The organism is Bradyrhizobium sp. NBAIM01 (genome assembly GCF_020194115.1).
In the GTDB taxonomy this organism is placed as follows: domain Bacteria; phylum Pseudomonadota; class Alphaproteobacteria; order Rhizobiales; family Xanthobacteraceae; genus Bradyrhizobium; species Bradyrhizobium yuanmingense.
On record NZ_JADYVU010000001.1, the window covers coordinates 185,256 to 198,348 of the forward strand.

Consider the following 13,093-nt stretch of genomic DNA (forward strand, 5'->3'; position numbering starts at 1 on the left):
TGGTTTGCGCTTCGCGCAATCCGCGGGGCTAACCCACCCCACGATCTGCGGCTACCCGCCCGCCCAGACGTCCAGCACATAGCGGTTGTTCGCGCCCATCTCCTCGATCCAGCGCGCGCCTGCCGCGGCATCACTGCCGCTCTTGTCGCGGTGGATCGCGACGAGCGCCGCCTTCACGTCGGGCTCCATCTTGCCGCCATCGCCGCACACATAGATGATCGCGCCCCGCTCGATCAGCGGCCAGACCTTGTCCTTCTGCGCCGCGATCACGTGCTGCACATAGGTCTTCGGCCCGTCCGCGCGCGAGAATGCCGTGAACAGCTCGGTGATGCCGCTCGCCGCCAGCGCCTTCAGCTCCTCCGCGTAAAGAAAATCCTGGTCGGGATGGCGGCAGCCGAAGAACAACATGGCCGGGCCGAGCGCGGCCCCTTTCGCCTTGCGCGCCGCGCGCTCCTGGAGGAAGCCGCGGAACGGCGCAAGTCCCGTGCCCGGACCGATCATGATAACAGGCACGGAAGGATCGTCCGGCAGGCAGAAGCCCGCCTTGGTCTCGCGCACGGTGGCATAGATCGTATCGCCCTCCCGCCGATTGGCGAGATAGTTCGAGCAGATGCCCTTGTAGGTGCCGCGGCCCGAGGCAGCCGGACCTTCGACCACGCCGACCGTGACGCTGCAACGCGCGGGGTCGACCGACGGCGAGGAGGAGATCGAGTAATAGCGCGGCGCCAGCAGCGACAGCATTTCGAGATAGACGTGGAACGGTAGTTCGCAAGCCGGATATTCGAGCAGCAGGTCGAACACCGATTTGCGCTTGGCGAGGATCTCGGAGCGATAGCGCTCGAGCGGTTCCGCCTCCTCGCCGACGAAGGCCAGCAGCTTCGGCTTGGTGACGGGGCAGCGGGTGTGCTCGGCCATGATCTGGATCTGCTTGCGCGTCGCGACCTGCTGCAGCTCGACGAACTCGCTGAGCAGGCGGCCAACCGACACGGCCGCGCCGACCGGCAATTGCGCGCGCCGGCCTTCGGCCACCTGAAGCCTGATCTGATCGGCCGGCAAAAAGCCGAAGCGGCGGGCAACTGAATCAACCAGCGTAGGATCGTTGCGCGGAACGACGCTGAGGTGATCGCCGACGCGGTAGCTGAGGTTGGCCGGCAGCTGCACCTCGATGTGGCGCGTCGAGCGCTCGGAAGCATTCGCGCCGGACTTGTTCTGGAGCTCGTCATTGACCAGAACCTTCATCGCCACTGCGCCGCCCTGGGCGACGATGGTGTTGACGGCGGTCACCGCGACCGGCTCGATTGCATAGAGCGGATCGTCCTCGGCGGTGCGGGTGAAATTCCAGTCGATGCCGAACTCCTTGGTCGCGACTTGCGCGGCGGCGGGGAACCATTTCTGGAACTGGCCGTCGAGATCGCTGCGGGCATCGCCCTCGCCGCGCGGATAGACCGCGCGCGCACCATGCTTCGACAATTGCTCGTCGATGAAGCGCGGCACCGATTGATAGGTCGCGGCCCAGTCGCTGTTGCCGCAGCCGAACACGGCGTAGCGCACACCGGCGAAGACATCCTTCGGCAGATCCTCACCGAGCCATTTGACGAACTGCGTCGCATTGTCCGGCGGCGCGCCGTTATAGGAGGCGCAGATGATCAGCACCCCGCCCTCCTGCGGCAGCTTGCCGACATAGTCGTCGAGCGGGCCGAGATGCACGGCAAAACCGTTGATCTCGGCAAGATCGGCCATGCGCGTTGCGAGCTCCTCGGCGGTACCGAGATTGGAGCCGTAGAGCACCAGCATCGGCGTGTTGTGGCCGGGCCGCGTGGTGGGCTGACGCTGCGCCTTTGGCGCCGAGGACGCAGCGGCAACGGGCCCGCCATAGGCGCCGCGCTCGCGATCGGCGCGCGGCCGCACCTTGATCTTGAAGCCTTCCGGCTTGATGGTCAGCGTCTCCTTCAGGTGCATCTGGTAGCGCTGGTGGTCGATCAGCTTGAAGCGCTGCAGGATCATGCCGAGCGCGAGCGCTGCCTCGTGCATGGCGAAGCCGCGGCCGATGCAGGCGCGCTGGCCGTTGCCGAACGGCTTCCAGGCATTGATCGGCCGTTTTGCCTCCGCCTCGCGGCTGAAATTCTCGGGGTCGAACGCGTCGGGATTGGGACCCCACACGCTTGGATCACGATGCAGCGCCGTCACCAGAATGGTGACGAACGTTCCTTTCCTGAGCTTGTACTTGCCGCCGCCGATGGTCTCGTCGTTCAGCGGCGAGATGCCGTAGGCCGGCGCCGGCGGCCACAACCGCAACGACTCCTTGAGGATCTGCGTGATGTAGGTGAGCTGCGTCACCTGCTGATAGGTCGGCTTGGCGTTGACGTCGGGGCCGAAGACCCGGTCGACCTCGTCATAGGCCTTCTTGAGAATCTCCGGGTGCTTGAGCAGCGCGTACAGCGTGTAGGACAACAGGCCGCTGGTGGTCTCGTGCCCTGCGATCAGGAAGGTGTTGATCTGGTAGCGGATATTGACGTCGTCGAGCTGCTCGCCGGTGGAACGGTCGACGCCGGTCATCATCGCGGCGAGCATGTCCTTCTTGTCGTCGATGCCTTCCGCGCTCTTGCGCCGCTCGGCGATGATCTCGTCGACCATCTTGTTCATGAAGGCGACGTCTTGGGCCAGCGTCTTGCGCCGCTTCTGCATCCAGAGCTGCTCGAACGGCAGGCCGCGCGTCATCATGATGGTTTCGAGCGATCGTACCAGTGACTCGACGAAAGGATGGTAGTCGCGCCGGTAGAACGAGTTGAAGCGGTACTCGAAGCCGCACAGGCCGATCGTATCCAGCGTCAGCGCGGTCATGTCGTGGACGACGTCGATCTCGTCGTCGGCGTTGAGCCGCTCCCATTTCTGGACGAGCTGCTCGGCGATGTCGACCATGCTCGGGTGATAGGACTGCATGGCGCGGTTGCCGAAAGGCTGCAGCAGGATGTTGTGCGCCTTGCTCCAGTTCGGCTCACGGGTGTCGGCGGTGAAGAGGCCGTCGCCGCCGACCGCACGCACGCGCCGCAGCGCGCCGCGCACCGTCTTGTCGAACCGCTTCTCGTCGGAGAGCTCGTCGACGAGATCGTGGCCGGAGACGACGACGATCGGCGAGCCCATCATGTCAAGCCAGAAGATCGGACCGAGCTCCTTGGCAAGCCGCGTCAGGTGCTGCACGGGAGCGGCCGCGTCCAGCGACAGCATATTGCCGACCACTGGCTTGGTCGGCGGCTGCGGAATCGGGTCCAGACGGTTCTTGGATGACATCGAAATGTAGTCCCCCTGCCTCAATGTCGTCGTTGCGAGCGAAGCGAAGCAATCCAGAAATGTATCCGTGGAGGCAGTCTGGATTGCTTCGTCGCCAGCGCAAATTGCTTGGCAATTTGTCGCGGGCTCCTCGCAATGACGCGTTCCCAATGACGACCGCTAGCCAAACCGCCTTCTCCGCCACTCGATCAGCTTGGCGCTGACCTCCTCCGGCTTCTCCTGTTGCGTCCAATGGCCGCTGTCCTTCACCAGATACTTCTCGAGATCATCGATCAGTTTCTCCATGCCGTCGGCCGCCGAGGGCGGCAGCACGGCATCATTCTCCGCCATGATCATCAACGAGGGCACGTGGATGTGGTGGTCCAGCCCCTCGGCGCGCTCCCAGTTGCGGGTGAAGTTGCGGTACCAGTTGATGCCGCCGGTGAAGCCGGTCTTCGTGAAGGTGTCGACGAACACCTTCTTCTCATCAGCCGACAGGATCGGCGTGCGCGGATCGACCTTGGCGTCGTACGCCGCAATCATCTGCGGGAAAGCCAGGTTGGTTTTCGACGAGGCGCCGACACCCGCGATCGGCGGCTCGTCCGGTTTCGCTGCCGGCTTTGCCAGCGGCTTGCGCATGAAGGCGTCGAAGGTCTGCTCGACGCGGCTGCCGAAGATCTTGTCCGGCTCGCGCGCGGGATCCTGGAACTGGACGATGTACATCTGGTCGCCGTAACGCTGGCGGAACAGCGCGATCGGGTCGATCGGCATGCGGTCCCAATGCGGGGTGTTGACGCCGACGACTCCGGCGACGCGCGTGGGATGCCGCAGCGGCATCTGCCAGACGACGAAGCCGCCCCAGTCGTGGCCGACGAAGATCGCCTTGTCGATCCCGAGATGATCGAGCAGACCGACGAGATCGCCGGTCAGGTGCTCCATGTCATAGGCTTCGACCGGCTCGGGCCGGTCGGTCGCGCCGTAGCCACGCTGGTCGGGCGCGACTACGCGGATGCCGGCCTCGCTTAGTGCCTTGATCTGGTGACGCCAGGAGAATGCGAGCTCCGGCCAGCCGTGGCACAGCACGACCGGCGGTTTGTCATCGGACGGGCCCGCCTCGTAATAGCCCATGCGGATTCCGTTCGTCGTCGCGAACTTGAGCGGCGGCATTTCAATCATTGCAAAGTCCTTACTCGGCGGCGCCCTTGATATCAGCGGCCGGCGGCGTGTACGCCGCCTCCAGCGCGGCGAATTCCTCAGGCAGCATGTCGCACATCACCTGCACATGCGGAATGATGTTGGCACCGACGATAAAGCCGAAATCGAGCTGGTCGCGATAGCTCTGCACGGTGATGTTGAGTGCCTGCCCGTGGGTCGAGATAGACACCGGGAAGATGTGCAAGAGCTCGGCACCGGCGGCATAGAGCGTCTGCCGTGGCCCGGGCACGTTGGACACGGTGATGTTGGCCGCGGGCGGCAGCACGTCGGAGAGGTTCGAGCGGCTATAGAGTAGCGCCAGAATCTGCACCATGATCGGCGCGCCCAGCATCGAGATGTTGGAGACCTGCGGCATCAAAGCCCGCAAAGGATGCGACATCTCCTTGGACTTGGTTGATTGCGCGATGATCGCTTCCAGCCGCGCCTTGGGATCCTCGATGTTGGTGGCGATCGAGCAGATCATGCCGAACACCTGGTTGTTGGCCTCGGTGTTGCCCTCCTCCCGCAGCGAGATCGGCACCGCTGCGGTCAGGGATTTCGCCGGCAGCGTGCCGTATCGCAGGAGATAGCGGCGGACGACGCCGGAGGCGAGCGCCAGCACCACGTCGTTGAGCTTGCCGCCGGCCTGCTTGGCCAGCGCCTTCGCCCGCGACAGCGGGATCGATACGCCGGCAAAGCTCCGCTCCGAGGAGATCGTCTTGTTGAGCATGGTCGGCGGCGACACCATGCTGGCAAGGCTCTCGCGCGACTTCGGATCGGCGATCTTGCCGAGCACGTCGGAGACGCTCTTGAGCACGGTCGGGATGTTGCCGGCGAAGCGCACCGCGCTCTCGATCTGGTACATAGCGTTGTCGAACAGGATCGAGCCGATATCGCTCTTGCCGGTGCGGGGCAGCTGCAGGTTCTTCGCCGCTTGCGAAGCCTCCAGCGGCTGGCTGAACAGCTGCTGATAGGAGTCGAGCAGGTTGGCGGCGATGTCGCGCGGCTCCTGCCCGGGCTTGCTGCCCGCGGTCGGCGGATCGACCTTCCGCGGGATCGGCGAGATGTCGTAGATCATGTTGGTCAGCGCCGCACCGGCGCCGCCATCGATCGCGGCATGGTGCATCTTGGAATAGAGCCCGACCTCGTTGTCCTTCATGCCCTCGAACACGTAGAACTCCCAGAGCGGACGGGCGCGGTTGAGCAGCTTGGCATGCATCCAGCCGACGATGCGCTCGAGCGTGGCGCGGTCGCGCGGCTGCGGCAGGCTTGCCCGGAAGATGTGGCGGTCGATGTCGAACTGGTCGTCCTCGACCCAGGAGGGATGATCGATGTCGAGCGGCGCCTTCTCCAGCCGCGCCTTGAGAATCGGCGCGATGTGCAGGCGCGAGACGATCATCGCCTTGAACTCTTCGAAGAAATCGCCCTTGTAGTCGTCAGGCAGGCGGAAGATCGCCATGCTGCCGACATGCATCGGCATCTCCGGTGTTTCCAGATAGAGAAACGACGCGTCAAGCGACGACAGCTTCTTACCGTCAGCCATGGTTCCCTCCCGAGTATTCGACGGGCGCCTTGGCGGCGCTTCTCGTCAGGCCGATACTGCCCGGTCCGGCGGGGCATATGCAATGGCAAACGGCCCCGCCCGGTCAAATGGCCGGAAGTCTCCCTCCGGTTGCGCCAGGCGATCCGCCACGGCCCACAGCACCGCCGGGTTCACGCCAAGCCCAATATGGCTCGCCAGGTGCACCTCGATGTTCTCGGCACGGTCGGAGGGGCGCAGCAGACAGGTCCGCCAGTTCACGACGCCGTCGGCGCGCGAATAGATCGACGTTGCCGGCACCGGCAGATCGCCGGCAATCGCCTCGCGTGCTTCCGCATAGTCCTCCACCTTCTCGCCGGATAACGTCTCATAGAGCCGCGTCGCGTGGGTCGCCCGCACATCGTTGGCGAAAGGGCTGCCGAGCGTGACGACGTAGCGGACCTTGTCCGGCGCCCAAAGCGCGAGATCGCGGGCATAGACGCCGCCGAGACTCCAACCGACCAGGCTGACCTTGCGTCCCGTGGCGGCATGGATTTCGGCCAAGCGCATGCGCAGCGAATCCCGCATTCGCCCGAGCCCGCCGAGATTGCGGCCCATCCGCCAGGCATGCGCCGCATAACCGAGCTCGCTGAGGTAGCGCCGTATCGGCACCATCGAGAGGTCGCTGGCGAGAAAGCCCGGCAGCGCCAGCACCGGATGGCCATCGCCCCGCGGCGCCCGGATCAGGAGCGGCGACAGCAAGAGGCTCGCATTCAACTCGAATAGCCCACGGGCCTCGGCGAGCAGCAGGCCGAGACCCGGCGGACGAAGCCGGCCTTCTTGCAGCGCCCCGTCCGGCCCGGGCGACACTATTTTTTCTTGTCGCCGCTGCGCGTGCCGCCGAGGCCTGCCATCGCGACGAACATGTCCTGAAACCGCTCGGCGATCTTGGGATCGAAGGTGAACCAGCTCTGGATCAGCGATTCCGGCGAGACCTTCTCGATGTTGCTGAGAACCTGCTGCTGCAGCTTGTCCATCACGGCCGTCTGCATCGGCCCCACATCGGGCAGACCGAAGAACTGGCGGGCCTCAAGGGGGGTGCAGTCGATTTCGATGTTAACCTTCATGTCCCCTCCAGATGAGATTCGAGCGGCCCGTCGGAGTATCACCGCGAGAAGGTCTGCAAGGCAAGCGACCTGAGGGGAAGCCGCTGGGATCGGCTTCCCCAATCGGCTCGTATGGTCAATCAATCAAATTGGCTGGCCCGCGACCCGCGCAGAAGCTCGCCGGCCGGCCGCGGGGGACGCCGGGCAGCATTGCTGCACAGCGGTGCAACTTGGCGCGTTCCTTGCTGGAATGACGCTTGCACGGGTCGAGAACTCTGGGCAACATGGATCGGTCAGCCCCGCCGAACAATCAAAAATCACCGGCGCGGCAGTGTGGAGAGGGTCAAGAATGTCAATCGGTCAAAGTCTGTTTGCGGCGACGCTCGCAGGTACGCTTGCGTTGGCGGTCTCGCCAGCGACCAGCCAGACGCTACGTTATGCCAACCAGGGTGACCTGAAGTCGCTCGACCCCTATACCCTGAACGAGAGCACCACCCACGCCCATCTCGGCCACGTCTATCAGGGCCTCACCGCGCGCGACAAGGACCTCAAGATCATTCCGGCACTGGCGGAAAGCTGGGAAACCCCGGAGCCGACCCGCTGGCGCTTCCATTTGCGCAAGGGCGTGAAATTCCACAACGGCAACCCATTCACCGCCGACGACGTGGTGTTCTCGGCCGATCGCGTCCGCAAGAAGGGGTCGAACATGCAGACCCGCCTTGCGCCCGACGTCAAGGTAGTGAAGGTCGACGACTACACGGTCGACTTCGTCCTGCCCTCGCCCAATCCCATCCTGCACAACGCGTGGGATGTCTGGTACATCATGAACAAGAAATGGGCCGAGGAGAACAACGTCGTCGATCCGACGCCGGTGGCGGCGACCACGCCGAGCTATGCCTCACTGAACGAGAACGGCACCGGTCCCTTCATCATCGAAAGCCATCAGCCCGGCGTGAAGACGGTGTTCAAGGCCAATCCCAATTACTGGGGCAAGGTCGAAGGCAATCTCAAGGAGATCATCTTCACCCCGATCGCTTCCGACGCCACCCGCGTCGCCGCCCTGCTCTCGGGCGAAGTCGACGTCATCGAGCCGGTTCCGATCCAGGACATCTCCCGCGTCGATTCCAGCCCGAACGCCCAGGTGCTGAAGGGACCGGAGCTGCGCACCATCTTCCTCGGCTTTGACCAGATGCGTGACGAGCTGCTCTACTCCAACATCAAGGGCAAGAACCCGTTCAAGGACGTCCGCGTCCGCGAGGCCTTCTACAAGGCGATCGATATCGAGCTGATCAAGACGCGCGTGATGCGCGGGCTGTCGACGCCGTCGGCGCTGATGATCGCACCGGAACTGTTCGTGCTGTCCAAGGAGTTCACGCGGCCGAAATTCGATCCCGACGGCGCCAAGAAGCTCCTGACCGAAGCCGGTTACCCCGACGGCTTCGAGGTCACCATGGACTGCCCGAACGATCGCTACGTCAACGACGCCGCGATCTGCCAGGCTGTGGTCGGCATGCTCGCCCGTATCGGCGTCAAGATCAATCTCCTGGCGCAACCGAAGGCGCAGTACTTCGCCAAGGTGCTGAAGCAGGGCGGCTACCAGACCTCGTTCTACCTTTTGGGCTGGACCCCGAGCACGATGGACTCCCACAACGTGCTCTACGACATCATGGGCTGCCGCGACGATGCGAAATCCTCGCGCGGCGAGGCCAATCTAGGCGGCTATTGCAACAAGGAGTTCGACGCCATCACCGACAAGGTGCTGGTCGAAACCGACACCGTCAAGCGCAACCAGCTGATCAAGCAGGCCTACGACATCGGCACAAAGGACTGGTCCTACATCCCGCTGCACCAGCAGGCGCTGGCCTGGGGCGTGTCGAAGAAGGTGAACTTGCCGCAGCGCGCCGACAATCTCGTCATGTTCCACTGGGCAACCAAGAAGGAATAGCGTCGGTTGAACACGAGGTCCCGGCGGCATCCACCTTCCGGGACCTTTTCTTTTCCGGCCGCCAAGGACGTCGGCCGTACGCTCACCCAAGGACAGTGGAAGGCATGCTCGCTTTCACGCTTCGCCGCGCCGTTCAGGCCATCGGCGTCATGTTCGCCGTCGGCATCATCGCGTTCTCGATGTTCCGCTTCGCCGGCGACCCCGTCAACCAGATCGTCTCGATCGACACCTCGGCCGCCGAACGCGCGATCGTGCGCAAGTCGCTCGGCCTCGACGACCCCGTGCCGGTGCAATTCGTGCGCTATTTCGCCGATGCGGCGCAGTTCAAGTTCGGCGTCTCCTACCAGTTCCGCCAGCCGGTCGCGACGCTGTTGATGGAGCGCATGCCCGCGACGCTGGAACTTGCGATCTGTGCGACCGTGTTTGCAATGGTGTTCGGCATCCTGATGGGCGTCTATTCGGCGCTCAAGCGCGATACCGTGCTGGCCAAACTATTCCAGGCGGTCTCGCTGATCGGCATCTCGCTGCCGACCTTCCTGATCGGCATTCTCCTGATCTACCTGTTCGCAGTGACATTGGGCTGGTTGCCCTCGTTCGGCCGCGGTGAGGTGGTCAAGCTCGGCTGGTGGACGACGGGCCTGCTTACGGTGTCGGGACTGAAGGCACTGATCATGCCTTCGATCACGCTCGGCCTGTTCCAGATGACCCTGATCATGCGGCTGGTGCGCGCGGAGATGCTGGAAGTGTTGCGGACCGACTATATCCGCTTCGCCCGCGCCAGGGGGCTGACCACGCGTGCGATCCATTTCGGCCACGCGCTGAAGAACACGCTGATTCCGGTGATCACCGTCGCAGGGCTTCAGTTTGGCTCGGTTATTGCATTTTCGATCATCACTGAAACCGTGTTCCAATGGCCGGGCATGGGGCTTCTGTTCGTCCAGGCCGTGCAAAACGTCGACATTCCGATCATGGCCGCCTACCTGCTGATGGTTTCACTGATCTTCGTCACCATCAATCTGGTGGTCGACATTCTCTACACCGTGGTCGATCCGCGCCTGCGCTCGACCGTCGGTCGCGCCGCATAGGGCAGCCTGCATGTCCGACGCAGTCGTCTCCAGTTCCGACAAGCAAAGCGCGCAGCCGGCGCAGGCCGCCCATGGCTGGTTCAGCCGCACGCTCGACAGCGACCTGTTCTATTCGTTCCGCCGTTCCAAGCTCACCATGGTGGCTGCGGCCATCACGGTCCTGTTCTTCCTGCTTGCGATCTTTGCATCCGTGCTCGCGGTGCAGAACCCGTTCGATCCGGCACAGCTGCAATTGATGAATTCGCGGATTTCACCGCTGTGGACCGCGGACGGCCAGAGCCCGTTCCTGCTCGGCACCGACGAGCAAGGCCGCGACGTGTTCTCCGCGATTCTCTATGGCATGCGCATCTCGCTCGCCGTCGGCGTCGCCGGCGTGATCTTCGCCGGCGCGCTCGGCATCGCCCTCGGCCTGATCGCCGGCTATTTCGGCGGCGCAGTGGACGGCGTGATCATGCGGATCGCCGACGTGCAGCTGACCTTCCCGGCCATCCTGATCGCGCTCTTGGTCAACGGCATCGCGAAGTCGATCCTCGGCAACCGGCTGGACGCCACCAGCATGCTGGTGGTGCTGGTGATCTCGATCGGCCTGAGCTTCTGGGTCGGCTATGCCCGGACGGTGCGCAGCTCCGTGATGGTCGAGAAGAACAAGGACTACGTGGCCGCTGCACAGCTGATCGGCCTGCCGGCGCCGAAGATCATGCTGCGGCACGTGCTGCCGAACACGATGGGCCCGATTCTGGTCATCGCCACCATCAACCTTGCTCTCGCCATCATCACCGAGGCGACGCTGTCCTTCCTCGGCGTCGGCCTGCCCGACACCATGCCCTCGCTCGGCACGCTGATCCGCATCGGCAACAATTATCTGTTCGCCGGCGAATGGTGGATCGTCGCCTTCCCGGGGCTCGCGCTCGCAACGCTGATCCTGTCGATCAATCTGCTCGGCGACTGGCTGCGGGACGCGCTCAATCCGAAGCTTCGATGAATACGCCTCGTCCATGACCGAACCCGTCCTTTCCGTGCGCGATCTTCACGTGGAGTTTGCCTCCCGCCGCGGCACGCTGCGCGCCATCGACGGCGTCTCCTTCGACATTGCCAAGGGCGAGGTGCTCGGCGTCGTCGGCGAGTCCGGAGCCGGAAAGTCCGTCACCGGCCTCGCGGTGATCGGCCTGATCGATCCGCCCGGCCGCATTGCCGGCGGCGAGATTCGTCTCGCGGGCCTGCGCATCGACAATCTGCCGCCGGAGGAGATGCGCCGCATCAGGGGCAGGCGCATCGGCATGATCTTCCAGGATCCGCTGACGTCGCTCAATCCGCTCTACAAGGTCGGCGACCAGATCGTGGAGACGATCCGAACCCACCTCAATCTGTCCGAGTCGGCCGCCCGCCGCCGTGCCATCGATCTGCTCGCCGAGGTCGGCATTCCCGCGCCGGAAAAGCGTATCGACGGCTATCCCCACGAGTTTTCCGGTGGCATGCGTCAGCGCGTCGTGATCGCGCTCGCGATCTGTGCCGAGCCCGAGCTGATCATCGCGGACGAGCCGACCACCGCGCTCGATGTCTCCGTGCAGGCCCAGATCATCTCGCTGATCAAGCGGCTCGGACGCGACCACGGCACCGCGGTGATGCTGGTGACGCACGACATGGGTGTGATTGCCGAGACCTCGGACCGCGTCGCCGTGATGTATGCCGGCCGTGTCGCCGAGATCGGCCCGGTGCAGGACGTCGTGAAGAATCCGCTGCATCCTTATGCCAAGGGCCTGATGGGCGCGATCCCGACGCTTGCAGGCGAGGACAAGCGCCTGGTGCAGATCCCGGGCTCGATGCCGCGCCTGTCGGCGATCCCGCGCGGCTGCTCGTTCAATCCGCGCTGCGCCTTCGCTTTCGATCGTTGCCGTGTCGACCGGCCGGAGCCGCTGCCGCGCGGCGCGCAATCGGTGGCCTGCCACCTCTATGACGACGTGCCGGCGGAGAGCGTGGCATGAGCGCTCCCTTCGTCCAGGCCACAAACCTGCGCCGCGTCTTCGACGTCTCGAAACCCTGGCTCAACCGCGTACTCGAAGGCGGACATCTCGAATATCTCAAGGCAGTCGATCACGTTACCTTCGACATCAGGAAGGGCGAGACGTTTGCCCTGGTCGGCGAGTCCGGCTCCGGCAAGACCACGGTGGCACGCATGGTCGTCGGCCTGCTGCCGCCAAGCGCCGGCGACGTGCTGATCGACGGCGTCTCCATGACGGACCCGCGGCAGGCGCCAGCGCGGCGGAAGCTGCGCCGGCGCATCCAGATGATCTTCCAGGATCCCTATGCGAGCCTGAACCCGCGCTTCCGGGTCGATGCCATCATCTCCGAGCCGATCCGTGCCTTCGACCTGATCCAGGGCGAGCGCGACATCCAGGCTCGCGTCGGCGAGCTGCTCAGCCTCGTCGGCCTGCATCCGGACGACCGGCTGAAATATCCGCACGAATTCTCCGGCGGCCAACGCCAACGCATCGCGATCGCGCGCGCGCTCGCGTCCGACGCCGAATTCATCGTCTGCGACGAGCCGACCTCGGCGCTCGACGTCTCCGTGCAGGCGCAGATCCTGAACCTGATGCGCGACCTCCAGGACAAGTTCGGCCTGACCTACATGTTCATCAGCCACAACCTCGCCGTGGTGCGCCACATGGCGAGCCGCGTCGGCGTGATGTATCTCGGCCGCATCGTCGAGATCGCGGACGGACGCGAGCTGTTCGCAAATCCGCGCATGCCCTACACCAAGATGCTGCTGGGCGCCGTGCCTGATCTTGCCATGAGCGGCCGCCAGCGCATTCCGGTCAAGGGCGAGATCCCCAACCCGATCAATCCGCCCTCCGGCTGCGCCTTCAATCCGCGCTGTCCGCTGGCGTTCGATCTCTGCCGCAAGGAGACCCCGGAACTGATCGACGGCGTCGCCTGCCATGCGGTCAACACCGCGCCGGTCCCGGCGTGACGCGCGCGT

General features: G+C 64.4%; 10 protein-coding genes. 5 read left to right on the plus strand and 5 right to left on the minus strand.

What is annotated here, in order from left to right; translation table 11 throughout:
* Positions 1 to 51: 51 nt before the first annotated feature.
* The 5 genes from I6F31_RS00805 to I6F31_RS00825 all read right to left on the minus strand — a co-directional run bounded on the left by I6F31_RS00805 (position 52) and on the right by I6F31_RS00825 (position 7,107).
* The gene (locus I6F31_RS00805) at positions 52 to 3,288 is read right to left on the minus strand and encodes a cytochrome P450 (protein ID WP_225146099.1); all 3,237 of its coding nucleotides are present in this window, start codon (positions 3,286 to 3,288) and stop codon (positions 52 to 54) included.
* A gap of 159 nt (positions 3,289 to 3,447) precedes the next feature.
* Entirely contained in the window at positions 3,448 to 4,443 is a 996-nt protein-coding gene (locus I6F31_RS00810; RefSeq protein ID WP_036004787.1) for an alpha/beta hydrolase, read from the minus strand.
* Between the two features lie 10 nt (positions 4,444 to 4,453).
* Entirely contained in the window at positions 4,454 to 6,004 is a 1,551-nt protein-coding gene (locus tag I6F31_RS00815) for a wax ester/triacylglycerol synthase family O-acyltransferase (RefSeq protein ID WP_036025769.1), read from the minus strand.
* Positions 6,005 to 6,049: 45 nt separating this feature from the next.
* Positions 6,050 to 6,850, minus strand: a complete 801-nt coding sequence (locus I6F31_RS00820) for an alpha/beta hydrolase (RefSeq protein WP_225146100.1) — start codon at positions 6,848 to 6,850, stop codon at positions 6,050 to 6,052.
* Positions 6,850 to 7,107 (minus strand): DUF6489 family protein, encoded by a 258-nt coding sequence (locus I6F31_RS00825; protein ID WP_036004778.1) that lies wholly within the window; start codon positions 7,105 to 7,107, stop codon positions 6,850 to 6,852. The genes I6F31_RS00820 and I6F31_RS00825 overlap by 1 nt, the downstream gene beginning before the upstream one ends.
* A gap of 328 nt (positions 7,108 to 7,435) precedes the next feature.
* Here I6F31_RS00825 and I6F31_RS00830 point away from each other — a divergent pair, with 328 nt between their 5' ends.
* The 5 genes from I6F31_RS00830 (at position 7,436) to I6F31_RS00850 (ending at position 13,084) form a co-directional block, all read left to right on the plus strand.
* Positions 7,436 to 9,031, plus strand: a complete 1,596-nt coding sequence (locus I6F31_RS00830; protein ID WP_225184527.1) for an ABC transporter substrate-binding protein — start codon at positions 7,436 to 7,438, stop codon at positions 9,029 to 9,031.
* 104 nt (positions 9,032 to 9,135) lie between these two features.
* Complete coding sequence (locus tag I6F31_RS00835) at positions 9,136 to 10,116, plus strand: ABC transporter permease (protein ID WP_036025775.1); 981 nt, start codon at positions 9,136 to 9,138, stop codon at positions 10,114 to 10,116.
* Positions 10,117 to 10,126: 10 nt separating this feature from the next.
* Complete coding sequence (locus tag I6F31_RS00840) at positions 10,127 to 11,098, plus strand: ABC transporter permease (protein WP_225184528.1); 972 nt, start codon at positions 10,127 to 10,129, stop codon at positions 11,096 to 11,098.
* A gap of 13 nt (positions 11,099 to 11,111) precedes the next feature.
* Positions 11,112 to 12,098 (plus strand): ABC transporter ATP-binding protein, encoded by a 987-nt coding sequence (locus tag I6F31_RS00845; RefSeq protein ID WP_225184529.1) that lies wholly within the window; start codon positions 11,112 to 11,114, stop codon positions 12,096 to 12,098.
* Complete coding sequence (locus I6F31_RS00850; RefSeq protein WP_036025780.1) at positions 12,095 to 13,084, plus strand: oligopeptide/dipeptide ABC transporter ATP-binding protein; 990 nt, start codon at positions 12,095 to 12,097, stop codon at positions 13,082 to 13,084. The genes I6F31_RS00845 and I6F31_RS00850 overlap by 4 nt, the downstream gene beginning before the upstream one ends.
* Positions 13,085 to 13,093: the final 9 nt, after the last annotated feature.

Coding starts and splice junctions, on each gene's coding strand:
- I6F31_RS00805 (WP_225146099.1), bottom strand. CDS start 3,288: ATGTCATCCAAGAACCGTCTGGACCCGATTCCGCAGCCGCCGACCAAG.
- I6F31_RS00810 (WP_036004787.1), bottom strand. CDS start 4,443: ATGATTGAAATGCCGCCGCTCAAGTTCGCGACGACGAACGGAATCCGC.
- I6F31_RS00815 (WP_036025769.1), bottom strand. CDS start 6,004: ATGGCTGACGGTAAGAAGCTGTCGTCGCTTGACGCGTCGTTTCTCTAT.
- I6F31_RS00825 (WP_036004778.1), bottom strand. CDS start 7,107: ATGAAGGTTAACATCGAAATCGACTGCACCCCCCTTGAGGCCCGCCAG.
- I6F31_RS00830 (WP_225184527.1), top strand. CDS start 7,436: ATGTCAATCGGTCAAAGTCTGTTTGCGGCGACGCTCGCAGGTACGCTT.
- I6F31_RS00835 (WP_036025775.1), top strand. CDS start 9,136: ATGCTCGCTTTCACGCTTCGCCGCGCCGTTCAGGCCATCGGCGTCATG.
- I6F31_RS00840 (WP_225184528.1), top strand. CDS start 10,127: ATGTCCGACGCAGTCGTCTCCAGTTCCGACAAGCAAAGCGCGCAGCCG.
- I6F31_RS00845 (WP_225184529.1), top strand. CDS start 11,112: ATGACCGAACCCGTCCTTTCCGTGCGCGATCTTCACGTGGAGTTTGCC.
- I6F31_RS00850 (WP_036025780.1), top strand. CDS start 12,095: ATGAGCGCTCCCTTCGTCCAGGCCACAAACCTGCGCCGCGTCTTCGAC.